Source organism: Helicobacter magdeburgensis (assembly GCF_000765825.2).
In the GTDB taxonomy this organism is placed as follows: Bacteria; Campylobacterota; Campylobacteria; order Campylobacterales; family Helicobacteraceae; genus Helicobacter_C; species Helicobacter_C magdeburgensis.
Window position 1 is genome coordinate 69,172 of sequence record NZ_JRPE02000004.1, and the last position, 25,262, is coordinate 94,433.

General features: G+C 39.0%; 18 protein-coding genes and 1 tRNA gene. 7 read left to right on the forward strand and 12 right to left on the reverse strand.

Annotation, left to right across the window (positions count from 1 at the left end; translation table 11 throughout):
- Positions 1 to 1,473, reverse strand: coding sequence for a hypothetical protein (locus LS74_RS03875; RefSeq protein ID WP_034585547.1), 1,473 nt, complete (start codon positions 1,471 to 1,473; stop codon positions 1 to 3).
- Between the two features lie 347 nt (positions 1,474 to 1,820).
- On the opposite strand from LS74_RS03875, the gene LS74_RS03880 reads away from it, so the two are divergent.
- The 4 genes from LS74_RS03880 to LS74_RS03895 all read left to right on the forward strand — a co-directional run bounded on the left by LS74_RS03880 (position 1,821) and on the right by LS74_RS03895 (position 8,136).
- Positions 1,821 to 5,066, forward strand: coding sequence for a DNA translocase FtsK (locus tag LS74_RS03880; protein ID WP_138128831.1), 3,246 nt, complete (start codon positions 1,821 to 1,823; stop codon positions 5,064 to 5,066).
- A gap of 77 nt (positions 5,067 to 5,143) precedes the next feature.
- Positions 5,144 to 6,589, forward strand: coding sequence for a Do family serine endopeptidase (locus LS74_RS03885; protein ID WP_034588637.1), 1,446 nt, complete (start codon positions 5,144 to 5,146; stop codon positions 6,587 to 6,589).
- Between the two features lie 21 nt (positions 6,590 to 6,610).
- Positions 6,611 to 7,441, forward strand: coding sequence for a CheR family methyltransferase (locus LS74_RS03890; RefSeq protein ID WP_236096795.1), 831 nt, complete (start codon positions 6,611 to 6,613; stop codon positions 7,439 to 7,441).
- A gap of 2 nt (positions 7,442 to 7,443) precedes the next feature.
- Positions 7,444 to 8,136 (forward strand): CheB methylesterase domain-containing protein, encoded by a 693-nt coding sequence (locus LS74_RS03895; RefSeq protein WP_034588632.1) that lies wholly within the window; start codon positions 7,444 to 7,446, stop codon positions 8,134 to 8,136.
- 103 nt (positions 8,137 to 8,239) lie between these two features.
- Here the strand turns inward: LS74_RS03895 and LS74_RS03900 are convergent, their stop codons facing one another.
- Entirely contained in the window at positions 8,240 to 9,493 is a 1,254-nt protein-coding gene (locus LS74_RS03900) for a GNAT family N-acetyltransferase (protein WP_034587018.1), read from the reverse strand.
- A 160-nt stretch (positions 9,494 to 9,653) separates the two neighbouring features.
- Here LS74_RS03900 and LS74_RS03905 point away from each other — a divergent pair.
- Positions 9,654 to 9,728: transfer RNA gene (locus LS74_RS03905), tRNA-Asn, on the forward strand.
- 123 nt (positions 9,729 to 9,851) lie between these two features.
- On the opposite strand, the gene LS74_RS03910 is transcribed toward LS74_RS03905, so the two are convergent.
- From LS74_RS03910 to leuS, 10 genes are all read right to left on the reverse strand, one after another.
- Positions 9,852 to 10,652, reverse strand: a complete 801-nt coding sequence (locus tag LS74_RS03910; protein WP_236096793.1) for a hypothetical protein — start codon at positions 10,650 to 10,652, stop codon at positions 9,852 to 9,854.
- Positions 10,653 to 10,746: 94 nt separating this feature from the next.
- Positions 10,747 to 10,998 carry a hypothetical protein gene (locus tag LS74_RS03920; protein ID WP_014666964.1) on the reverse strand — a complete coding sequence of 84 codons (252 nt, stop codon included), beginning with the start codon at positions 10,996 to 10,998 and terminating at the stop codon, positions 10,747 to 10,749.
- Entirely contained in the window at positions 10,988 to 14,032 is a 3,045-nt protein-coding gene (gene mfd / locus LS74_RS03925) for a transcription-repair coupling factor (RefSeq protein ID WP_034587020.1), read from the reverse strand. Before mfd ends, LS74_RS03920 begins: the two co-directional genes overlap by 11 nt.
- A gap of 12 nt (positions 14,033 to 14,044) precedes the next feature.
- Entirely contained in the window at positions 14,045 to 14,470 is a 426-nt protein-coding gene (locus tag LS74_RS03930) for a bactofilin family protein (RefSeq protein WP_034587022.1), read from the reverse strand.
- Positions 14,428 to 15,327 (reverse strand): M23 family metallopeptidase, encoded by a 900-nt coding sequence (locus tag LS74_RS03935; RefSeq protein ID WP_034587024.1) that lies wholly within the window; start codon positions 15,325 to 15,327, stop codon positions 14,428 to 14,430. The genes LS74_RS03930 and LS74_RS03935 overlap by 43 nt, the downstream gene beginning before the upstream one ends.
- 7 nt (positions 15,328 to 15,334) lie before the next feature.
- Positions 15,335 to 16,207, reverse strand: coding sequence for a M23 family metallopeptidase (locus tag LS74_RS03940; RefSeq protein WP_034587026.1), 873 nt, complete (start codon positions 16,205 to 16,207; stop codon positions 15,335 to 15,337).
- Entirely contained in the window at positions 16,192 to 17,415 is a 1,224-nt protein-coding gene (locus tag LS74_RS03945) for a folylpolyglutamate synthase/dihydrofolate synthase family protein (RefSeq protein WP_034587028.1), read from the reverse strand. The genes LS74_RS03940 and LS74_RS03945 overlap by 16 nt, the downstream gene beginning before the upstream one ends.
- Positions 17,416 to 18,474, reverse strand: coding sequence for a hypothetical protein (locus LS74_RS03950; protein ID WP_034587030.1), 1,059 nt, complete (start codon positions 18,472 to 18,474; stop codon positions 17,416 to 17,418).
- The gene (gene lptE / locus LS74_RS03955) at positions 18,464 to 18,976 is read right to left on the reverse strand and encodes an LPS assembly lipoprotein LptE (protein ID WP_034587032.1); all 513 of its coding nucleotides are present in this window, start codon (positions 18,974 to 18,976) and stop codon (positions 18,464 to 18,466) included. The genes LS74_RS03950 and lptE overlap by 11 nt, the downstream gene beginning before the upstream one ends.
- A gap of 14 nt (positions 18,977 to 18,990) precedes the next feature.
- Positions 18,991 to 21,474: a leucine--tRNA ligase gene (gene leuS, locus LS74_RS03960; RefSeq protein ID WP_138128833.1), complete on the reverse strand. Its 2,484-nt coding sequence runs from the start codon at positions 21,472 to 21,474 to the stop codon at positions 18,991 to 18,993.
- Positions 21,475 to 21,698: 224 nt separating this feature from the next.
- Here leuS and alr point away from each other — a divergent pair, with 224 nt between their 5' ends.
- Positions 21,699 to 22,940, forward strand: a complete 1,242-nt coding sequence (gene alr / locus LS74_RS03965) for an alanine racemase (RefSeq protein ID WP_034584744.1) — start codon at positions 21,699 to 21,701, stop codon at positions 22,938 to 22,940.
- Between the two features lie 116 nt (positions 22,941 to 23,056).
- The gene (flhA, locus tag LS74_RS03970) at positions 23,057 to 25,261 is read left to right on the forward strand and encodes a flagellar biosynthesis protein FlhA (RefSeq protein WP_034584667.1); all 2,205 of its coding nucleotides are present in this window, start codon (positions 23,057 to 23,059) and stop codon (positions 25,259 to 25,261) included.
- Position 25,262 lies beyond the last annotated feature (1 nt).

The window sequence follows — 25,262 nt, forward strand, 5'->3', positions numbered from 1 at the left end:
TCAAAATTCAAAAGTCTTGATTTGCGCGAGTGATAAAAGGGCGAAATTTGTTTGCTTATTTTTCTTGGATTCTTTACCAATTTTTATGATAGAGGCGGGTTTTTGAAACTTCAGTTCAGAATCTATGTAGATAAGCTCAAAAGTCTGGCGATTTACCGCACTAAAATATTCAATCTCTTTGTGGTAAATCACAACATTATGAAACTTACTCGCTGACATAATCTTAATTTTCAAATCCAAGCTAAAAGCGGGATTATCCGAAAAAATCAAAAAATTCTTAGCATTTTTTGCCATATACTTGTTGTAATATTGATAAACCTGATATTCATTATCGCGTAATTTGCCCTTATCAAGCATTTTGGTGTGATTGCCCAAAAATGTCATTGCACAAAATGGACTATTAATATTATGCTTAAAAAAGACATTTTTAATCGCTAAAGATGACATACCAAGCTTCCATAGCTTATTATCAATATGTGTGGCACAAATATCCATTGCATCTTTTGTTTTATTGATAAGTATCTCATACATCTTATTAAACACGCCCTCAAACTTTATGAGATTCTCTTTCTTAAAATTCTCCGCAAGAGCTTTTAGTCTATCAATAGTCGCACTGATAATTTTAATATCAGATTCAGCTTTTGTAATCACCGCTCTTGTTCTCACCTTACGCTCTTCTAGTGCTTTTGGATCACCCTTTTTAGCATCAAGCTTAGCTTGGATTGAACGCAATTCCATTGAGCCTACGCGAATCTTATTTTGCATAGAAAGCTTTTTTTCATTAAATGTTTCAATCGCCCTTATCACGCCCTTGTAATGATACTGCACATCAAGGAAGCATTCTTGGTAAATTTTATCGGGCGTCAAGTTAGTGTTTGTTTGAAATTGCCTATAAGAATACTCTAATTTTTTAAGCACCTGCATATCATCAGCAAAATTATCAATCGTAATATGTCTATCATTAAACACAAGATAATCAATCGCCTTTGAAAGATAGGGCTTAACAATAACATAATTTATCTTCGTCTGCTGGTCCTGCCCCTCTTCTTCCATACCAGAAATAGCTGTGAGTGCGTGAAACTCTTCTTGAAAATAGTCTTTTATCGTTTCAGGGATTGGTGTGCTTAGCTGAATACTATTGAGTTTAAGGTAATTTGTCTCGGCAAAAATCTGCTTAGCAATGGCAGCCTTTGCATCTGCCTCTTTACTTTTTAGCTCATCATCAGTATTTGTCCGCCAAAAGTCAATCTCGCGTATCAGCCCATTCTCCGGGAAACTTTGATACCTAGAAGCCTTGCAATCCGTAATGACATATCCATTATCATCAAGGCGAAATTCCACAAGCATTCCCGCACTTGGCATCATTCTTTGATCGTGCCAACTTGTATTGCGTAGCTCAAAAATCTTCTTAGAAGCATTCACAACAACGCCATTTTTGGTTTGATTAGAATATCTCAATATCTTGCCATGCATATATATTCCTTACAAAACGAATCTTTAAAACTCTATCCCACAAAAACACAAAGCTCACATTCTAGCCAAATAAAAATAAAAAACTCATTAGTAAAAATCTCAAATTCTTTATGATATAATACCAAATTTTTTAGCCCAATGCGTGAATCCCCGCGAATCTCATAGAGCAATCTTAAGAAATATAAGAAGAACTTAAATTAAATTTTAAATTTTTCTTCAATATCTTTAAGGAGTCTCAAAGATTCCAAGGCTCATTCAAAGCATTCTTGCAGGCTAATCAATCAGCATTATTGAATACTAAAGGATAACTCATCAAAAAACTATACTTATATATTGCATTAAATATTGTGCTTATTTTTCTCTCTACCGCAACGCTTGTTGGCGATTATGGGCTTGTTGGCGATTATGGGACGCGTTTTGCCGCCCTAAACATAGGCATTTTTGGATATGTGGCATATATCTTTTTACCTTTTTTGCTCTATCCACTTTTTTGTTTGTATAAAAATCATCATCTTACTTTTAGGCGATTAGAGCTTATTGTATCTTTTTCTCTCTTTTTTATCGCACTTTTAATTTTTCAATCCCTAAGCCTTGACAAAGGCTCATTTGGTAACTCTCTTGTGTTGTTTCTTAAAGATTACATCGGCTATTTTGGATTATGGGTGCTTGATATTTTTCTTTTTATTTTTTCGTGGCTCATTTCCACAAAACGCAATATTGATCTGCTTTTAAAACAGCTTAAGCACAAACTTCTTGTAGCTTATGATTTTATAAAACTTATTTTATCTATCCTTTATACGCGTATCAGGGCATTTGTCAAATACTTGATTGAAGCGATAAAGCCAAAGATTCAAAATCTTTTTGCCAAAAAAACACAAGATATTCTTGATTTACAAAATGCCAAGCAGGAGACAACCACACAGGCGTATTATGATTTTAAAGATGTTTTTATAGACAAAGCCTTTGATGAAATGCCACAACGCCCCACCACAGAGCAGAATCTACCACAAAATTCGCAACCAATTTTACACAAAGATTCATATCCAGCACAGAATCTACAAGCCCCAGTCCAAGAAAATCAAGATGAAAATCAAGATTCTCACATTTCTATTTCAGCACCACATTTTACACCACAAGAGCCAAGCACTACAAATACCCAGCCACAAGAGCCAAATACACCCAAACAGCCCCATTTAGAAGTCGTGCCAAGATCGCAAGATGATTTAAAGCTTGAAGAGTTTTTAAGAATCCAAGCTGAAAAATACCGCAACGCATTTGCAAAAAATGTCCAACACACAGCCTTAAGTGATCCAGCCATTAAGCCAAGACAAGATTCTATCCAGCTTGTAAATCAGCCAAGCACTCCCCAATCAGCCAAGCACCCGCAATCCCCAGCAGATTCTATCCAGCAAACAACATCACAACCCACAACACCATCACAAACCAATCCAGAATCTTTGCTAGATTCACAATCTCACATAAGCCCATCAAAAGAGATTCCTACACCTCCATCGCGTCCCATTAACCCTGATGTTTTTCTTAAACCAAAAGAAACAAAAAGCCCTTTAGACACACAAAATCCACATCAAGAAATAAAAACAGATTCTATCTCTACACAAAACACGCATTTACCTTTGCAGGAGACATATTCACAGCACCTAGCACAAACACAAGAAGCTTTTACACAAGAATCCACACAACAAAGCCTAGCACAACCCCAAACGCCACAGCATATACCAACACCCCAAAAAATTACGCAAGATTCTATTCACACAGACACACCGCAATCCCAACAAAACCAAATGCTACAAACACCAAACTTCCCACAGCAAGAATCTACGCTCCCCCAAACGCCCACAAACGCCACCTCGCACGCCACCTCGCAAAATACACAAGCTCCACTTGCACCACAAATGCTAGATCTTGAGATTAAAGAAATCACGCCCACTCGCACCAGAGAACAAACCCCACAAAATGCAAATTGGGCAGATTCTATCGTGCAAGAGATTATCCCAGAATCTCCACTGCCAAACCAAACAACACAACCAACGCATACGCCACAAGCACAGCCATACAGCCAAAATTTTAATAGCATTCAAGATTCAAAGCCCATTTACACACGCGTAACCGAGCTTGATGAGAATAAAGCCCTGCTGAATAATTTAGATTATGGCGATGTGGCTAAACCACTACATTTTAAACTTCCTACAACAAGCCTACTGAATCAACCACTAACAGAAAAAACTGAAATTGATGAAAGCGAGATAGATCGCAAGATTGAAGATTTATTAGCTAAACTTAGGACTTTCCGCGTTGAAGGCGATATTGCACGCACTTATTCAGGTCCCATTGTTACAACCTTTGAGTTCCGCCCAGCCCCGGGCATTAAAGTCAGTAAGATTCTAACTTTAGAAGATGACTTAGCAATGGCTTTGCGTGCGAGATCTATCCGCATTCAAGCACCAATCCCGGGTAAAGATGTTGTAGGGATTGAGATTCCAAACAACACTACACAGACGATTTATCTGCGTGAAGTGCTAGAATCTGATTTGTTTAAAACTTCCACTTCGCCCCTTACCCTTGCCCTTGGTAAAGACATTGTGGGTAATCCTTTCATCACGGATTTAAAGCGACTTCCGCATTTACTTATCGCTGGGACAACAGGTAGTGGGAAAAGTATTGGGCTAAATGCGATGATTCTTTCCCTCCTTTACAAAAACTCACCGGATAATTTAAAGCTTTTGATGATTGATCCCAAAAAGGTGGAGTTTAGTATTTATGCAGATATTCCCCATCTCATTACGCCTATTATCACACAGCCTAAAAAGGCGATTGTAGGGCTAAATAGTGCGGTAGCGGAAATGGATAGGCGATATGATTTAATGAGTGAGCTACGCACAAAAGACATTGATAGCTATAATCGCAAAGCGGGGGCTGAAGGAATGGAGAAATTCCCCTATCTTGTGATTATTATTGATGAACTAGCAGATTTAATGATGACAGGGGGTAAGGAAGTGGAATTTGCCCTAGCGAGAATTGCTCAAATGGGTCGTGCCTCTGGGATTCACATTATCGTGGCTACACAGCGACCAAGTGTAGATGTCGTTACAGGACTGATTAAGACAAATCTCCCCTCACGCATTAGCTACAAGGTAGGAAGCAAAATAGATTCTAAAGTGATCCTTGATACTTTTGGGGCAGAATCACTGCTAGGCAAAGGCGATATGCTTTTCACACCGCCGGGTGTTGGGGGTGTTACACGGCTTCACGCTCCGTGGAACACTGAAGAAGAGATTGAAAGAGTGGCAGAGTTTATCAAATCCCAACAGGAAGTGGCGTATGATAAAAACTTTATGCTTGATGAGAGAGATAATCTTGTGAGTGAGAATCTAAGTGAGAGTGGAGAAAATAGCGACCTTATCAGCGAGGCAAAAAAAATCATTCTCCAAGATAAAAAAACTTCAGCAAGTTACCTGCAAAGGCGTTTAAACATAGGCTACAACAAGGCAGCAAATCTCGTTGAGCAATTAGAGAGAGATGGCTTTTTATCCGCACCCAATGTGAAGGGTGTGAGAGAAATTTTAGGGAGCTAAACTCGCTTTGCCTAGCATTTAATTTAAGCTAATAGAATCTCCTACTTCAAACAAACACTATTTTTAAGGAGTATTCTATGAAATATACACAATATGTTTTCAGCAGTGTCATTTTTTTTATTTTGACTTTAAGCAGTGCGTTTGCCATAGATTTTAAAGAAGCACCAAAGATTCAAAAACGCATTAATCCACAAGAAGGCAATGATGCCGTATATTCTTTTAATTCCTCCATTGAACAGGCAAAAAAATCTGTCGTTAATATCTCTACACAAAAAAATGTCAGTAATCAATTTGCTAATCACCCTATGTTTAATGATCCATTCTTTCAGCAGTTTTTTGGCGATATTTATGGGCAAGTGCCAAAAGAACGCGTGGAGCGAAGTCTGGGTAGTGGTGTGATCATCTCAAGTGATGGCTACATTATTACAAATAATCACGTAATTGAAGATGCCTCTAAGGTGCTTGTCTCGCTCTCTGATAGCTCAAAGGAATATGTCGCAAAAGTCATCGGCACAGATTCTAGAAGTGATTTAGCAGTCATTAAGATAGAGAAAAACAATCTTCCTCCCATCAGCTTTGCTCAAAGCTCCAATGTGCTTATTGGCGATGTTGTCTTTGCCATTGGGAATCCTTTTGGTGTGGGAGAGACAATCACGCAAGGCATTGTTTCAGCACTCAATAAAAGTGGCATAGGCATTAATGATTATGAAAACTTTATCCAAACTGACGCGTCAATCAATCCGGGCAATTCCGGTGGGGCATTGGTAGATTCACGCGGAGCGTTGATAGGCATTAATACTGCCATTTTATCTCGCACGGGTGGGAATCACGGCGTAGGCTTTGCTATCCCTTCAGATATGGTCAAAAAAATCGCTAAAGAACTTATTGAAAAAGGCAGTATTAAACGCGGGTTTTTGGGCGTTGGGATTCAGGATATTAATGAAGATTTGAAAGAAAGCTATGGCGATAATAGCGGTGCGGTTGTCATTAGCCTTGAGCCACAATCTCCAGCTGCAAAAGCAGGACTTATGGTGTGGGACCTTATCACGCATATTAATGGCAAAAGAGTTTCAAACGCAGCGGAGCTAAAAAATTTCGTTGGTATGCTTTCACCAAATGAAAAGGTGGTAGTAAAATTTATCCGCGATAAGCAGGAGCGTGTCGCACAAATCACTCTAGCAGAATTGCCCGATTCTAATAAAGATACAAAAGCAAATCCTTCTTCAAATGCTCAAGGCTCAAGTGCCACTATTGAAGGCCTAAGCGTTGAAGAGCTTAGCTCAAATATACGCCAACGCTATGGGATTCCAAATAATATTAATGGCGTTGTAGTAACGCGTGTAAATGCAAACTCAAAAGCCGTTCAAGCGGGATTTGAAGTGGGCGATATTATTGCACAGGTTGAAAATATCGCTATTAAAACTCCTGCGGATCTAAACAATGCCTTTACAAGATTCAAAGGCAAAAATAAAAGAGTGCTTGTGTATAGCTCAAGTGGCACAAAAACAATACTTATCAAATAAAGGGGGAAACCATAAGTGGTAATGCTAGACAACAAACAGCTTTCGCTTATACAAGAGCGTTTGTATAAGTATTGCGGTATTTTTTTGAGCGATTCAAAGCTTACAATGATAAAAAACAGAATCTACCGCCTTATGCGTGATACACATATTGACAACATAGACACGCTGCTTGCAAGTATTGAAAGTAACCCTAAGATTCAACAACAATTTATCAATAGTTTTACAACAAACAAAACAGATTTTTTTCGTGAAGACTTTCACTTCCAAGATATGATTGATCGTGCGTTGCCCTTACTTTTTAAACGCAATAAGCCTATTAAAATCTACTGCTGTGCGAGTTCCACAGGGCAAGAGCCTTATTCTATCGCAATGAGTGTGCTGTATGCTAAAAAACTCTATGGTGCAAGCACGCCGGTGAGTATTATTGCCACAGATATTGATACTGATGTCCTGCAAGAAGCAAAAGAGGGTATTTATACGATTGATTTTAAGATAGAGAAATTCCCAAATTGGTTTGAAATGGAGGAATATTTTACCCCACTTGATGATGGTAAAAACCCAAATGTGCGATTACTCAAAGCCAAAGACAAGCTTAAATCAATGATAACTTTTAAGCAAATGAATCTCTTTGATAAACGCTATCCATTTATGCGTGAAGAGTTTGATATGCTCTTTTGCCGTAATGTGCTGATTTATTTTAAGCAAGAAGACCAGCAGGAGATTCTATCCCGCCTCATTGACACACTAAGAATTGATGGCACTTTTTACTTAGGACATAGTGAAAGTCTCTACCACTTAACCGAAAAATTTGAAAAGCTTGGTAACAAAACTTTTGTTAAGATAAAGGCGTAATTATGTTAATGGAAACGACAAAACACCACCCAGATACCATTCTCAAAAGTAACCCTTGCAAAATCACGCGAAGTAAGCTTGTTGTTATCGGTGCTTCCACAGGGGGTGTTGATGCACTCTCTTATATCTTTTCACGCCTGCCTGCACAGCTCCCACCCATTGCCGTTGTCCAGCATATTCCGCCAACTTTTGGTTCATCTTTTATTAAACGCTTAAATACACTCTCTGAACTGACAATCTGTGAGGTTACAGGCAAAACCCAGCTTAAAGACAATCACGTCTATGTAGCAGGGGGTGATAAACATATGACAATTGATTTTGCTATGGGTTCATATTATGCCAACTCTTTAAATGAAGAGAGACGCATTTCAAGACATAAGCCAAGTGTTGATATTTTATTCCGCAGTGCGAATAATGCCGCTGGACGCTCTGCTCTTGGGGTGATTCTTACAGGAATGGGCGATGATGGCTGCATAGGACTAAAAGAAATGCACGATAATGGAGCACACACTTTGGCTGAAAATGAAGAAGATTGCGTGGTGTTTGGTATGCCTAAAAAAGCCATTGAAATGGGTGCGGTGAGTGAGATTCTAAGCCTTGATATGATAATCCATAGAATCATAGACTACGCCAAAAAGCCAATCAAAACCCTAGCAAAAGATAGCAACGACCCAGCCATTTTTTCTGATGAGTAGGATAGGCCAGAATCTAAGCAAGATTCTAGTATTTACTTAGATTTTCAACTCTCTTAGATTCTAGCACTCTGTTCTGTTTCCATATCTCACGCCACAAACTAAATCAAAAATAATCACTAAAATACGCCTTGCCCTCTGGCAGAATCTCTTCTAGCTTATCAATACTCTCATCATTTGCTTTCAAGCGATTAATACTGCGTAAGTATAGCGGACGCTTATAGCCTAAAAGCATTGTTACAAGCGTTTGTATATCAAGCTTAATGTGATATTCTCCTAGATTCTGATTCTCCCTACTCGCCACAATCTCACTCGCCACAACTTGCAAAGCCAACTCCCCATCTTTAAAATGCAAAATAAAATCCCTATTATTCCATTCCAAAAGCGGATCGCTCACACTGAGCCTAAGAGACATATTTGACTTAACAAACTCAAAAGGATATTGTGTCAAAAACTGCTCCACATCAACGATACGCGCCATAATATAAGGCTGAATGCTTTCTTTGATATGCCCATCTTCAAGCAAAAAAGCAAGATTATGATTACTAAAATTTGCCCCCTCAATACTATCAAACATTGACTGATGGGCGTTTATGTAGCCCCACAGCCCATATCGTGCCTCTTCATTCAAATAAATCATCTCTTTAATCTTAAAAATATCATTTTCCAAAAGATAGACAATATAGCCCGTTGGCTTATCGCATTCATCATAATAAATTGCTACAATCGTATCCTCCACATCCCAACGCCAATACTCATTCCACGCTAGAGTATCACGCACCAAGCAGCCGTGCGTCTTTGCTGCAAACTCATTATGCAGGGCTTTTAAGTCGGGGTGATCTTCTGTAACTCTTTGCATCATACCGCCAACTTGAGGGGGCTTTGGAAATTGATTATCCTTAATGACAAAACTCATCTTATCACTCACTATCTCCCACCCGCGCGAACGATAATAAGGAATAGAATATGGATAAAGACAAGAAATGCTCTGCCCCTTCTCTCGCATCATTTTTAGAATCTCACGCATTAAATCTGCCATCAGCCCAATGCCAGAATACTCCGGATAAGTCGCTACACCTGTAATGCCACCCATAGCGTAGATTCTATTATAAATATTCATCTGCATAGGATAGAGTGCGATTTGTGAGATGAGCTTTTGCCTATCAAACCAGCCTAGCACGCTTGCATTTTGCAAAATGGGGTATTTGGAGCGTTTAATCTCTTCATTATTCCAGCCAAACTCCAGCAAATCACTATCAGTTACTTGAAATGCGTAACGCAAAAGCTCATTAAACTGCTCAATATGGCTAATATCAAGCTGCTGCATAGTAAGACGTTCTCGTATTTGCGTTTTTTTCATCTTTTGCCCCTTTGTGTGGAATCTTTAGGAAATCTCACTTTGTGAAGTATAACAAAAAGTGGCAATATCAGGCAAATATAGGCATTTGTGTTTAGGCTAAAAGGGGCAAAAGCCCTTGACAATAGGAGCAATTTTATATATAATCTCGCTCTTTGTTTATTCCGGATTAGCTCAGCGGTAGAGTAGGTGGCTGTTAACCACTTGGTCGCAGGTTCGAATCCTGCATCCGGAGCCACTTCTCGCAATAAAATCACCACAAAACTTTAGATAATCTGTAACTCAACCTATCCTTCAAACAAAGCTATAAAGGTGAGCTTGTGCTATCTTATTACTTCTGCCGACCTAAAAATTTCAATCCCTAAAACACAGCTCCTATGCTAAGGCTTATAGGTGCTCCGTCTTGCAGTGTGATTCTAGCGTGTTTATCATCTTTAAATCTTATGCTTGTATGGGCAATATAGCCTACTCTCATATCAAAATAATTAAATCCCACAAACACTCGTGCATCATCAATCAATCCACCCTTATTATACACCCCACCCACATAGGCTATCCAATCATTATTGATATGATAATTTACTCGCCCAAAAAATGGAAACTTCACACCCGTAAAGCCCTCTGCAAAATACCCCTTTGTTTGATAGTCATAATTGAGCTTACTCCAATCAAAGAGATTCCATACATTGCTTAAATCCCCACTTAGCATTGCATCTTTAACCTTCTCAACAAACTCTGGCTTCAAAATGCTCTCCACATACGCCAAATCAGCCGAATCAATATGATTTGCCTTGCCATTATGGGAGAATTTCACACTTTGCGTGCCTATTATCCCAGCCCCAAGCTCAAGACTCACATACTGCACAGGACGCAGCAAAAAACCAAGTGTCAAATCAAGCCCAGAGACTTCTGAAGTATTGTAATTTATTTTTTTGTTGCTATAAGTGTTAAAATTCACATCATAGCCTAGAGCCAAACGCCATTCAAATGCTTTGTAAGATTTTTGTGCAGATTCCCATTGAGATTTTCTCTTAGATTCTAGCTCGGCTTCCTGTCTAGATTCACTTGTAATAGAATCTCCAAAATGCCAAGATTCAAATTCTTGCTCATCGGCAAACACATAGCCTACAATCAGCATTCCGCATAAGACAAGCTTTCTCATAACTCCCCCTTTAGAATCTTGCTTTATTTTCTAGCCACACATTACAATTTTACGCTCATTCAAAGCCCACAAAATCACAACACGCCTCATATCCCTACTCATAAGCTTTAAGTGCCTCACACGCCTTTTTATCGCTTTTAAACAAACATTGTCTCTGCAAATGCTCATACTGCTCTAAATGCTCTTTTGCTCTTTGCTCTTCTTTTGCCTTTTCTATGGCTTTTTGCTCCCTATACTGCTTCATTTGAAACTGATTAACCACATACATAAATACGCAAATAAAAATGATAAGCAACACATCAATTTTTTTGAGCCTTTTTATCCTATCACAGAATCTACACGCCATTTTTTATCTCCATTTTTACCCCATTGTTTTGCTTTTTAAGATTCTCACGCAAAAAATTCATAATACTCATAAGCACATCGTCCCAATCCTTGCTTGGTGCTTGAATACTCTGCTTTGTGCTATCCATAAAAGTAAGGGTAATATTCTGCCCATAGTGCATAATCTGCTTTAAGCCTAACGCATTTGCCAACACCTTAATGCGTATAAGCTCAATAAATGCCAAACTCACATCATCAAGCTTCCCAAATCTATCAAAGATTTCAGATTCTATCTCACTGACTTCTTGTAGATTTTCACAGAGTGAAAGACGCCGATACAGCTCTAAACGCAAAGTATCACTTGCGATTAAGCTAGGGTTAAGATAGGCATTAAGACTGAGTTTCAAATCACATTGCGTTTGCGTAATATTCCCCTTTCCGCTTAGATAGTTAATACACTCTTCTAACATACGCAAATACAGCCCATAGCCGATATTTTTAATATGTCCGCTTTGTGCCTCTCCTAGCAGATTCCCACCACCGCGAATTTCCAAGTCATAATAGGCGAGATTCTCCCCACTGCCAAGATAGGAATTTTTCTCTAATGCACTCAAACGCTTTTTAGCTTCAGGCGTAATTTGCTCCATATCCTCTAGCAAAAAGTAGCAAAAGCCCTGTTTATCCCCACGCCCCACGCGTCCGCGTAGCTGATGTAAATCCGCTATGCCAAATCTATCCGCCCTAGCAATGATAATGGTATTAGCATTAGGCAGGTGAATGCCAGATTCTACAATGCTTGTGCAAAGTAGCACATTATAAGCGTTATTGGCAAAATCAAGCATAATCTCTTCACTCTTAGCATTCTCCACTTGTGAATGCAAAATAGCAATTTTAATCTGTGGGAGAATCTGCTGCAACTCTTTTGCTCTTTTTTCAATACTTGCGATGTTATTATGGATATAAAACACCTGCCCACCGCGTCTTATCTCACGCAAGATAATCTCTTTTAGCAACGCATTATTACTCGTTTTGATAAAAGTCCTAACTGGGATTCTAGCCATAGGGGGTGTTTGCAAGGAGCTAAGAGACTTAATCTGTGAAAGTGCCATATTGAGCGTTCTAGGGATAGGCGTAGCACTCATACTTAACAAATGCGTATTGGCACATAACTCTTTAATCTTTTCTTTTTGTTTTACCCCAAATTTATGCTCTTCATCAACCACAATCAACCCAAGATTCTTAAATCTCGCCCCAAGCAATGCGTGTGTGCCGACAACGACTTGTATCTCGCCTTTTTCCAAAGATTCAAAAAGCTTTTTTTTCTCATTTGCTTTTAAGAATCTATCGCACCTTGCTATGCGGATATTATGTGGGGCTAAACGCATCTGCAAGGAATGAAAATGCTGTGCGGATAAAAGCGTTGTAGGCACAATCATCATCGCTTGAAAGCCCGATAAAATAGTAGCATATATGGCATTTATCGCTACTTCTGTCTTACCAAAGCCCACATCACCGCTTAAAAGCCTATCCATCACTTTGCCAGAGCTTAAATCCGCATAAATCTCTTTGATACTCCGCTCTTGGTCTTTTGTAAGGGTAAATCCACAAGTGCTTTGAAAATGTAAAAGCTTGGGATTACCTGTATCAATTTTTACCCCTTGCAAAAGGTTGCGTTTTGCCGCAAGCTCAATAATGCCATCGGCAATTTCTAGTAGCTTTACTCTTACCTTTTGCTTTAATTTAGCAAAGCTCCCCTTGCCTAGCCTATCTAGCATTGGTATCTGCCCTGAATCTGCCACATATCTATCAATCATATTGAGATTTTCAACCGGCAGTAAAAGCTTATCCTCGCCCTGATAGGCTATTTCAATAAAATCTCTTACCACACCGGCTACTTGAGCTTGTTTTATCCCCTGAAAAATCCCCACACCATAGTCATTATGCACGACATATTCACCTTGCGAGATTTCATTAAGCTTTAATGTGGGCTTTTTGTGCTTGGTTTTTGGTGTGAAAGCATTAAGTGATACAATCAGCTCACTTGGCGTGATGAGATTGACTACCGCAGTTGAATGCTTAATTTTGACATTTTCAAAACTTTTTATATCTACATCAAAGGCTTTGAGTTTAATATCATTATGCGTAATGATTGTGATTTGCCTTTTTGCGTGGGCTTGAAGCATTGAAGGGAGATTTTGGGGTAAGAATACAATATCATCATAGCCTTGCTGTGATTCTAAGATAGGCAGTTGCCGTAAAGATTCAAAGCTTATTGCTTGCTCCATTGTGTTAAGCGAGTAGCTCTCTTGTGCTTCTTGTAAAGATTCAGAAGATAGAATTGTTTTGAAGCTTAAAGGCAAAAAATGTGCATTTTCATTTAAAAACCAGAATCCAAATGAAGCCATATCCTTATGAAAGCCATCAAATGTGCTTTGGGCAACAGAATCTTGTATATCCTTACTCTGCTTTTCATTTAAGCAAAAAAGGGCAGGTGTAATCTCAAGGCTACTTATCTCATTTGGGTTACTTAACTGCGTATGAAGATCAAACTCACGGATACTTTCAATCTCATCATCAAAAAACACAATGCGATAAGGAGATTCACAATGGGGCATAAAAATATCAATAATCTCCCCCCTAAAGCTCACCTCCCCTTCTAGCTCCACAACCTCAACACACTCATAGCCATATTCTAAGAGCCGTTTTTGTAGCTCTGCCATTTTATAGACTGCAGATTGTTTCAGCTCAAAGCTCTGTAATATCTCTGCCTTTGGCAAGGCATACAATACGCTAGAGATGGGGGAAATTAGAATCTTTGGCGATTTTGCCGCATAAAAAAGTCGCAATACGCTTAAAGATTCTAAAAATTCTTCCCTAAACGCACTTAAATCATCACCATAGACAAAACGCATCTCCGGCAAGATAAAAGGCGTAATCTTTTCATAGAATCCAAAGACTTCAAAAGCATTCCGTGCTTCTTTAGAATCCTTTGTTAATAGAATCTCATACGCAAATTGCCCTTGATGAAGAAGTCTATACAGGCAAGATTGTATCAACTTCTCCCCTTGCTATTTGTCTTTTTTAGGAAGCTCTAGTGATGAAATGTCAGCTTTTGAAGCTTTAGGGTCTTTTGCCTTGCTCTCACCCATAAACACACCTTTGCGTTCGATGATAAATTCAGCTACTTCAACGCTACCTTCAACGCGTCCTTGAGGCTTAATCTCAAGCATATTAGCAGTTACATTGCCGATAAATCGTCCGCTTACAATCAAAGAGTTAGCACGCACATCACCACGCACCACACCACTTTTGCCAACCATTACCACATCTTTAGCGTGGATATTCCCCTCAAACTCGCCATCAATATGCAAACGGCAATCTGTATTAATTTCTCCCTTAATCCTTGTGCCTTGAGCGATAATAGTCGCCCCTCCACCACCACTACTCGAACCTACTCCATCAAGCTGTTTATTGTCGCTAACAAAGATTGCCATGCTACACTCCTTTCTTTTTCAAAAATTGAATCAAAGTTACTCATCTTCCATTCCATAAAGTTTTTAGGATCAATAACATTACCTAAAAATCTTATTTCATAATGAAGATGAGGACCTGTGCTTTGTCCTGTATTGCCACTATAAGCGATAAGCTGTCCTCGTTTGACAAACATTCCTTTTTGCACCACTATTTTATTCAAATGAGCATAATAAGTCATAAACCCAAGTGAATGATCTATTTTAACCAAATAACCATAACCGCCGGTTGAAAAACTCGCCGCATTCACTACGCCATCAGCTGTGGCATACACGGGAGTGCCAATAGCTGTGGCAAAATCCACGCCTGTGTGTAAATGCCTTGTAAAAAACAGCGGATGCACTCTATAACCGTAATCTGCGGAGATTCTATTATAATGTTCCATAGGGTAACCATTTGGAACAAATTTCATAACAAACGCCTTTTGTGTCCCGCTTAAAGACGCTGCATCAATGCGATGCTCCAAATTATTCTGTTCTCCTTCAGGCACTTCAGTAGAAACACCTATAATACTCTCCAAATCCCCGACACGATTATCAACTTCGGTAATTTCTTCCATTCTTTGCTCTATTTTGATATTCAAAGCCTCATTTTTAGCAAGCATCTTTTCATAACGCTTAGCGATATTTTCATTTAAAATCGCCATTTTTTTAATCTCTGCACTAAAGGTTTTAATTGAAATCACCCCAAAAGCCATAAGCGTGATAACAAAAACAATAGCATACAAGGCAACTTGCTTAAAAATAGAGCTGACATTAAAATAACGCGACCCATTTTGGTCGGTTATCATCAAAACAAGGCGACTTTTTTGTGCTTTCATTCTATGATTAGTAAGTCAAAATATTTTCTTCGCTTTGGTAGCTAATGCGGTAATTTTTAAGCTGAATAATATCATCTAACGCCCACACAAGGCTTTTCCAATCAATGGCACTATTGAGTGCAACTGTGGCAAAATTCTCACTATCCCAGCTTGTATATTTTGCCACCTCAAGTGTAGAATCAATAAAACGCAAGTCATAATACAAATTCGCACTTGAAGCACTATATCCTATAATCTGCCCCTTAGTAACAAAATCGCCCTTCTGCACAACAACTTTGCCCAAATGCCCATAGTTTGAAGTAAATCCATAAGAATGCTGAATCTGGATTCCATAGTTTTCATTCCCCGCTACACGCACAGAGTCAATAATCCCATTTGCTGTGGCATACACAGGGGAGATTTTAGCAAGACTATAAACTGAAGCTCCCTTGCTTGGAAAAGTCTGGGTTGCAAACTCATCAACCGGATTGCCATTAGGAATAATCTTTAAAATCATATCTTTTTGCAATGACGAAAGAGAATCCAGGTTAATATCTTCATTATTATGCGTCCCATTGCTGTGTTTGCGTATATTGACAATGCTTTCTAGCTCATTAATCTTGCTGCTAACTTTCATTAGCTCACTTGTTTTGTAATCAATATTGCGTTCTAGCTCACTATTTTTTTCGTAAATACTTTGGAAACTCTCACGCACCTTCGTGTTATTTGCCAAAATGACTTCAAGCTCACTCATTAAAAGATGTGCCAGAATAAAATACAAAATCACCACCGACACAATGCCTATGCCCGTAAATAATGCAACCTTTTGCACCAAACGATGCACACTAAATTGCTTTGAGCCATTATCATCAATAATAGAAATCATTAATTTATCTTGCACTGCACTTCCCCTTGTCTTGTTGTAATTATATATTGTTGTAAAAATTCCTGTGCTACGCTAAAAGAACCAAAGATGAGATAGGTTTCACTCTCACTCATCGTAGCTATGTCAAAGTCCATAAACGCGATTTGCAAAGATTCTAGAATCTTAACCAACCTTTGCCTTGGGCAAATCCGCGAATTTTGCACGGATAATATTAAAACTTTCTTAATATTTGGCAAAAGTTCGTGTAAAATCGCCTCAATGTCCTTTTCAATGTAGCTATTATACACCAAATTGACCTTTTTGTCACCCAAAAAAGCCCTTAAAGCCCTAGCTCCATCAATATTATGCCCCACATCAAGCACAATATTTTTTGCCAAAATCTCACAGCGTCCGCGTAAAGACAGCCTACCAAGCGTTGCAAAATCAAATTTCATTCCAAAAAATGCCAAAACACGCATAGCATTGCTAAGATTCTCCTGTAAAAACACAGGCAAGTTATATCGCTTGACATACTCATAAAAAGCTTTTTCTTGCTCTCCTAGAATCTTATCCATTCCCTCCCACAAGGCACACTGCAGAGCTTTTTGTGAAGCAATCTCTAAAGCAATTCTCTCTACTTCCTTGTAATTTTGCCTAGCAAGTATTGTGTATCCACTCATCGCTTTAAGCTTTGTCTTCGCAATCTGCTCTATATTTTCACCTAGCATCTCTTGATGATCTAGCCCAATGAGTGTAAAAACACTCATATCTGCTAGAACAACAGAAGTGGAGTCAAACTCCCCGCCAACCCCCGCTTCTAGCACCAAATATTCATACTCCATTCCTAGCACAAGGGCTAAAAATGTCGCATATTCAAAATAACTCGCCTCACGCACAGATTCTATCGCCCAGAGTTTTTGATGAATAGATTCAAGCTTTGATTGTGAAATCTCCCCCCTAAAATCCCCACGACTCACAAAAAATCGCTCATTAAAATCCAATAAATGCGGGGAGCTAAAATGTAGCACACTCTTCCCCTGCTGCTCTAACCCCATTGTGATAAATCGCCCAGTGCTACCCTTACCATTTGTGCCAATAATGTGTATCACCTTACACTTTGTGCCAAAGCACTTTTCAAAGCCAAAAATAGGTGCGATAGAATCATAGATTCTTTTAGCCCTGCTCGTATCAAATGGAGCATATTCCGCCCCCTTGCTTATTAAAACTTCATCAAGAGTTGGCATTTAAGAATCTTTAGATTCAATATTGATATGTGAATTATGCAACTTGTCTCTTAAGGTGCTATTAAGCTGCTCTAATGTCTCAAACTCTCTATACTCAAGCACTTCAGCACTAAACCCAAAAGTAAAAAGCACCCCTTGGTAAGAGAATTTCTGCGTTTGAAGCCGCTCTTTAATGGGTGCAATCTTTTCAAGCACTTGCTCTTTTTGTTCTTTTATCATCACGGCAAAGCCATTTTGATAATGCCCCACAAGTGTAGCTTCTTCCAATGCTTCAAGGCACATTGTTTTTAGAATCTCCATAGCCTTATTGATTGCCTTATCCTTATCAAAATCAGCCTTTTTCTCCACAAACTGCAAATGATTAAGCTTAAAAATCACAATGCATCTTTGTGCCATCTCATCTTTAAGAAACGCACTCTGAATCTCCTTAATCCCCAAAAGCTTCTCAATCTTTTCAAGTAAATACACATCAACAAGATTTTCAGGGTGCATAAGCAGCACTGAAGAAAGCTCTAAAGCTTCCTTGCTGACTTTCCCATTCTCTGTTGGGGTGCGAAGAATAAAGGCAAGGATTCTAACAAGCTTTCTCAAAACGCCAGAATGCACCCCAGAGCTCCTAAAACGCCGCCAATAATTAGCAAGTTTCTTTGTGCCTTCAACTTTGTTTAATCCCCCAATGCCAAAGAGAAAAGAAAATCTTTGCTTAGCATTAATAGAAAAAATATCACTCACACACCCAAGCAATAAGCGATTAAGATTCTTAAGCTCCCTTATATGCTCTAGATTCTGCGTTTCTTTAGAATCTTTTAGTATTGTAGAGAGTATATCAATAAATTCATCAGGACTTTGAGCCTTTTTCAGCTCAAGCTGCAAGGGCTTATCAAACTTCTTAAGCCACTGCTCCTGCCAGTCTAAATCCTTAACTTGCACAGAATCCTTTAAAGACTTTTCTTTTTTCACCACTTCATAAAATGCCTCAAAATACGCACTAGGCGTTGGCGGCTTTTTTGATATATACAAGCGTTGCAAAGCCTTGTGTGAAATCTCCTCAATTCTCATAATAAAACTCTCCATAATAAGCTATCTGTGAAATAAATTTATCAAGGGCTTGATTTGTGGCATTGGCAATAGATTCTAAACGATATTGATCAAGCACAATGGTTGAAGAAAAATCCGCACTATAATCATAAAATCCCGTGTTTGTAGCACTAAAATTCACACCTTGAGCGTTCTTAAACTCAATCAGCAACACAACATTTGTGCGATAAAAGCTCACAAAGCCCTGCTGATTATACGCAATAGGCGTTTGCGTGATACTTTGGATATTAATATCAAGAAAGCTTTGTGCCTCTTGTTTGCTTTTAAGCTTGCTATGAAAACGCTTGATGATAGCATTATTGACCGCATCTTTTACGCCCGTGCCAGATTCAGGCACAGATGGATTAATACGCACCTCCACATATACGCCATCATTAAAGATATCATGCGAATAATGGCTCACAGGCTTATACCCACAGCCGCAAATCCACAACCCCACGCACAATATGAGAATCCACCGCATATGCTTAACGCCCCCTACTTCACCACAAGATTCACAAGTTTATTTGGCACGACAATTTCTTTGACTATACTCACATTCTCTAGCCATTTTGCCACACTTTTTTTCGCCTCATTTAAAATCGCTTCATTCTCTAAACCTAAGGCAAGTTCAATTACAGCGCGTTTTTTACCATTAATGGTAACCGCATAACACACACTCTGCTTTTGTAACGCCGCAGAATCCACACTGATAGGAGCAAAATTTGCCCTAGCAAAAAGATTATTGCTTAGCTCCCAGCAAATATGAGGCACAATAGGCTCTAAAATATGAAGCAAGATAAAATAGCCCTCCGTCCATACTTGCGGATTCTCCTGCTCACTTAACGCATTAAAGGCTTCCATACTTGCAGCAATAAGTGTATTAAACGCATAACCACTTTGCTTTTTACTAAAAATGTCATAGCTTTTTTGTAATGCCTCATAGACCTTAGCCCTAGCATATTGCTCCTGCTTTGATAGCTCACTATGGGCGATTATAGGCTTTTTCTCACAGACTAAAGCATTACTCGCCCTTTCCCACAATCGCTTTAAGAATCTAAATGCCCCCTCTAACGCACTATCATTCCACTCTAGCTCCCGCATTGGCGGCGCAGCAAAAAGTATAAACAGTCTTGCTGTATCTGCCCCATATCGCGTGATAATGTCATTTGGATTGACTACATTGCCCTTAGATTTACTCATTTTTGCGCCATTTTTTAGCACCATACCTTGAGTAAGGAGATTCTTAAAAGGCTCATTGATATGTATATAGCCCAAATCTCGCAGCACTTTTGTAAAAAATCTCGCATACAGCAAGTGTAAAATGGCGTGTTCAATCCCGCCGATATACTCATCAACATTCAGCCAATACTCCAAATTTGCCTTATCAAAGGCTTGTTTTTCCCACAGCTCCCTTGGTGTGGTATAACGCAAAAAATACCAGCTTGATTGGATAAAAGTATCCATTGTATCACTCTCTCTTAAGGCTTGTTTTCCACATTGCGGACATTTGCAAGTTTTCCAAGTAGGGTGCTTATCAAGCGGATTACCCTCACCATCAATCACCACATCTTCAGGCAAGATAATAGGCAGATTCTCTATCTTTTCAGGCACAATGCCACAGGATTCACAATGCACCATAGGAATAGGCGCACCCCAATATCTCTGCCGTGAAACACCCCAATCACGCAAACGATAATTAATCACGCCCTTGCCTAACTGCCTTTTTTCAAATGTAGCAATAATTGCCTCTCTTGCCTCCGCACTACTTTTGCCGCTAAACTCGCCAGATTCTATCAAATAGCCATCTTCACATATCGGGCTATCAAACTCCATAAAATGAGATGTCTTAGAATCTTGCTTTTCTTTTACAATGACGCATTTTAAAGGCAAACCATACTTCTTAGCAAACTCAAAATCCCGCTCATCGTGCATTGGCACACTCATCACCGCCCCACTGCCATAATCCATAAGCACAAAGTTTGCCATCCACACAGGAAGTTTTTCTTTCGTCAATGGGTGAATTGCGTAAATCCCTAAGTCAAAGCCGATTTTCTCACTTTGAGCACGTTCTCTTGCGGCGGTGTTTTGAATAGCTGTAATAGATTCTATCACTTCTTTTGAAAGCTTCTTTTGAGCGATGAGTTCCTTTACAATGGGATGTTCAGGTGCCACCGCACAATATGTAACACCAAAAATCGTATCAGGACGCGTCGTAAAAACCTCCAAGTCTTTTATACTAGATTCTAAAGCAGAATCTAGCTCTAGCTTAAAGCTTAAGCCTTTTGACTTCCCCATCCAATTTCTCTGCATTTGTAGCACTTGCTGGGGCCAATGCCCTTCTAGCTCATCAAGCTTTGCTAGCAACTCATCAGCATACGCTGTAATTTTTATATAGTATTGAAACATCAGCTTTTGCACCACAGGCGTATCACATCGCCAACATTTACCTTCAATCACCTGCTCATTTGCTAAAATCGTCTTATCATTTGGGCAGTAGTTTAAATACGCCTCTTTGCGGTATATAAGCCCCTTTTCCCACATTTTGATAAAAAATTCCTGCTCAAAACGCGTATAGATAGGATCACTTGTCGCAAACTCACGCTCTTTTGAAAAGCTAAGTCCAAGCGTTGCAAGCTCCTTTCTCATTGTGTCAATATTGCTATAAGTCCAAGTTTTTGGGTGAGATTTATGCTTGATAGCGGCATTTTCCGCAGGCATACCAAAAGCGTCCCAGCCCATAGGGTGTAGGACATTGTAACCACTCTTGCGATAGTGTCTTGCCAACGCATCGCCTATGCAATAATTCCTTACGTGTCCCATATGGATAGCCCCACTTGGATAGGGAAACATACTCAAAATATACTTTTTTTGCTTGTTTGAATCTAGCAACATTGAATCTGGCTCAAAGCTGTGATTCTCCTGCCAAAACTCCTGCCACTTAGATTCTATATCTTTAGGATTATATTTCCGCTCTTGCATTACTTACACTCACTTATTGAATTTAAAGTAGCATTATAGAAAAAAAAGCTTAAATCACACCATAGTTAATATCATTCATCACTGCCTTTTGGCTTTAAAATTTTGTTACTTTTTGAAAAAATTTTAATAAAATATTCATACTCAATGTTACAAAATTTAATATTTTTTCTCCTACTTAGTGTAGAATTATTTTATAAACAAACTTATATTTTAAGGAGCAAAAAATGAATATACTCAAAACAGGATTTACTGCCCTATCGTTTATAGGAATGCTTGTTAGTGTGAATCTAGCCTCACCTATACTTGTTGAAAGCACAAATGTAAAGAAAAACAATACAAACTCTTTTATGGAAGTTGATATAAAAGCTTTTAAAAACAATGTCCAAGTCGCCAAAAAAATAGCAGGAAATGCTAAAGTTTGCGCAGTTTTAAAAGCCAATGCTTATGGAGCTGGAATAAGCAAAGTGTTGCCCACTATCATAGAAGAAAAAATCCCTTGTGTGGCTATTACAAGCAATGAAGAAGCAAGAGTTATCCGCAAAATGAAATATACAGGCGAGATTCTACGAATACGAACAGCCACAATGGGAGAAATAAAAGATGGTTTAAAATATAACATCACGGAAGTTTTGGGAAATTTAGATCAAGCAAAAAAAGTAGATTCTCTAGCAAAGACGATAGGCAAAAAACTTCCCATTCATATCAAACTCAATTCAGGTGGAATGGATAGAAATGGTATTGATTTAAGCACCGATAAAGGCAAAGAATCTGCAATTCAATTAGCTACTCTACCGCATTTAAACATAAAAGGGCTTATGACGCATTTTCCCTATGATGATGCCTCAAAGGTAAAGGAAGGCTTAAAGCGCTTTGAAGAGGATACAGATTTTCTCATCAACAAAGCAAAACTTGATAGAAACAAACTTGTGCTACACGCTGCTGCTTCGTATGCAGCAGTGCAAGTGCCTCAATCAAGGCTAGATATGATACGACCCGGAAAACTTATTTATGGTTATGGTGGTGGAGATGCAAATCTACCCATACAACAAATTATGAGCCTAAAATCCCAAGTAGCGGTTATAAATGAGTATCCAAAAGGAAGTAAAGTAAGCTATGATGGAACTTATACGCTCACAAGAGATTCTAAACTCGCTAATATTCCAGTGGGCTATTATGATGGCTATGCAAAATCTTTAAGCAATCAAGGCAAGATTCTTATTAGAGGGCATAAAGTGCCTGTTATTGGGAGAGTTACAAAAAATACTTTTATGGTAGATGTAACTGATTATCCAGATATTAAAGCAGGTGATGAGGCTGTGCTTTTTGGCAAACAATGCGGCAATGAAATCACTCAAGCTGAATTTGAAAAAGGCACAGGCACGATTCTTTCCGAAACATTAGGATATTGGGGAAGTGCAAATCCTATTTTTGTTAAAGATTATAAAACAAAGGAAGTGTGCAAATAACTTTACAAAGAATGCACATATATTCATTCATAAAAAAGTGGCAAAGCATTAAATTTAAAAATTCTTGCTACAATGCCACACTATTTTTATAAATCAGGCGAGCATAGGATAGAGCATTGACATTTAACGCGACACACATTTTAGACCAAGTAATGTCATCTTTTAAAAGCCTCTCTCAAAGCAAAGAGATGATTATTGTCATCTTTATGGTGTTGATTGTAGGCATTATAATGGTGCCCTTGCCAAGTGCAATGCTTGATTTTTTACTTAGTATCTCTATTGCCCTATCTATCTTGATTATCCTTATTACGCTGTATGTAGATAAAGCCACGGAGTTTTCAGCCTTTCCTACAATTTTGCTTATCGTTACACTCTATCGCCTAGCTCTTAATGTCGCCACAACGCGTATGATTCTAAGTGAAGGGCATAATGGCGTGGAGGCTGTTAGCAGCATTGTCTCTGCTTTTGGGCATTTTGTCGTGGGTGGAAATTATGTCATTGGGATTATTGTTTTTACCATTCTTGTGATTGTCAATCTCATCGTCATTACAAATGGTTCTACACGCGTTACAGAAGTGCGTGCGAGATTTACCCTTGATGCGATGCCCGGCAAGCAAATGGCGATTGATGCGGATTTAAATGCTGGGCTTATTGGGCAAGATGAAGCACAAAAAAGACGCGATGCCCTAGCTCAAGAAGCGGACTTTTATGGCACAATGGATGGAGCAAGCAAGTTTGTCAAAGGCGATGCGATAGCCTCCATCATTATCACAATTGTAAATATCATCGGTGGATTCTTAATTGGCGTGTTTGAACACGGAATGAGTGTGAAACAAAGTGCGGAGACTTTTACAATCCTTACCATTGGTGATGGGCTTGTTGGGCAGATTCCAGCCCTTATTGTTGCTACTGCTACGGGTATTATTACCACGCGTGCAGCTAAAAGCTCTCAAACAAATTTCGCAGGGGATATTATCACGCAAATTACAGGTAGCTCAAAGATTCTAAGTATTGTTGGCTTTATCCTTATTCTTTTTGCACTTGTGCCCGGACTTCCCATTTCGCTTGGTTTTGTTGGGGCATTTTTCCTTGCGGTGGCGTGGCTTGTGAGCCGTGAAGATATGGGGAGTCTTTTCTCTATGGTGGAGAAATTTATCAGCAAAAAAGCCCCGCCAAATAGCAAAAAAGCCGATGAAGATTCACAAAAAGAGATAGATATTAATCAGCATAAAGCCCAAAGGGTGCAGAAAAGCGAAGAAGAGATTAAAAAGGAAGAAGAAGCTATCATTAATGAAGCACTTAAAGTTGAAACACTAGAGATTTATCTAGGCTATCAGCTTATCCGTCTAGCTGATGTCAAGCAAAATGGCGACTTGTTAGAAAGAATCCGCTCTATGCGTAAGAAAATCGCCACAGATTATGGCTTCCTTATCCCGCAGATTCGCATTAAGGATAATCTCAATCTCCAGCCCACTGACTATGAAGTTTTACTCAAAGGCGTGAAAATCGGCGAAGGCAGTGTCCTGCCCGATAAATTTTTAGCTATGGATACAGGAATGGTAGCAGAAGCCATTGATGGAATCCCCACAAAAGAACCAGCCTTTGGGCTTGATGCGTTATGGATAGATTCTAAAGATAAAGAAGAGGCAATAATTAGGGGCTATCATATTATTGATCCCTCTACGATTGTAACAACACATATGACAGAGCTTATTAAAACTTATGCAGAAGAGTTTATCACAAAAGATGAAGTCAAGGTGCTTATGGATCGCCACGCTAAAGACTATCCTGTGGTTGTAGGAGAGGCGTCAAAAATTCCAATGAGCGTTATTATACGCGTTCTGCGTGAGCTTTTACACGAGAAGATTCCAATCAAAGATTTGCCGACCATTTTAGAATCTATCACAGATACCTATCCCATCTTACAAGATGATACCGATAGTATCGTTGAGCAAGTCCGCTCCCGCCTAGCTAGGACAATCACGGATATTTTTAAAGCCGAAGATGGCAATCTTAAGATATTCACACTCTCCCTTGCAACAGAGCAATACTTAATAGATAGGCTTAAAGAACAGCCCGGCGGGAAAAACTTTGTGCTGCATTCAAATGAAGTCCAAAAGCTTGTAGATTCCATACAAGAAGAAAGCTTAAAGCTTATACAAAAAAATATGACGCCTGTGTTGCTTGTGGATTATAGAATCCGCAAACCCCTTGTCAAGCTCCTTGAGCCATTTAGGGTAAATATCACCATTTTGGGTAATGCCGAGATTGACCCACACGCGACCTTTGAAGTTGTCGGCACACTCAATATAGAATTTTAAG

Coding starts and splice junctions, on each gene's coding strand:
- leuS (WP_138128833.1), bottom strand. CDS start 21,474: ATGCAAGAGCGGAAATATAATCCTAAAGATATAGAATCTAAGTGGCAG.
- LS74_RS03910 (WP_236096793.1), bottom strand. CDS start 10,652: ATGAGAAAGCTTGTCTTATGCGGAATGCTGATTGTAGGCTATGTGTTT.
- LS74_RS03930 (WP_034587022.1), bottom strand. CDS start 14,470: ATGGCAATCTTTGTTAGCGACAATAAACAGCTTGATGGAGTAGGTTCG.
- LS74_RS03875 (WP_034585547.1), bottom strand. CDS start 1,473: ATGCATGGCAAGATATTGAGATATTCTAATCAAACCAAAAATGGCGTT.
- LS74_RS03895 (WP_034588632.1), top strand. CDS start 7,444: ATGTTAATGGAAACGACAAAACACCACCCAGATACCATTCTCAAAAGT.
- lptE (WP_034587032.1), bottom strand. CDS start 18,976: ATGCGGTGGATTCTCATATTGTGCGTGGGGTTGTGGATTTGCGGCTGT.
- LS74_RS03920 (WP_014666964.1), bottom strand. CDS start 10,998: ATGGCGTGTAGATTCTGTGATAGGATAAAAAGGCTCAAAAAAATTGAT.
- LS74_RS03935 (WP_034587024.1), bottom strand. CDS start 15,327: ATGAAAGCACAAAAAAGTCGCCTTGTTTTGATGATAACCGACCAAAAT.
- LS74_RS03945 (WP_034587028.1), bottom strand. CDS start 17,415: ATGCCAACTCTTGATGAAGTTTTAATAAGCAAGGGGGCGGAATATGCT.
- LS74_RS03890 (WP_236096795.1), top strand. CDS start 6,611: ATGCTAGACAACAAACAGCTTTCGCTTATACAAGAGCGTTTGTATAAG.
- alr (WP_034584744.1), top strand. CDS start 21,699: ATGAATATACTCAAAACAGGATTTACTGCCCTATCGTTTATAGGAATG.
- LS74_RS03885 (WP_034588637.1), top strand. CDS start 5,144: ATGAAATATACACAATATGTTTTCAGCAGTGTCATTTTTTTTATTTTG.
- LS74_RS03900 (WP_034587018.1), bottom strand. CDS start 9,493: ATGAAAAAAACGCAAATACGAGAACGTCTTACTATGCAGCAGCTTGAT.
- LS74_RS03950 (WP_034587030.1), bottom strand. CDS start 18,474: ATGAGAATTGAGGAGATTTCACACAAGGCTTTGCAACGCTTGTATATA.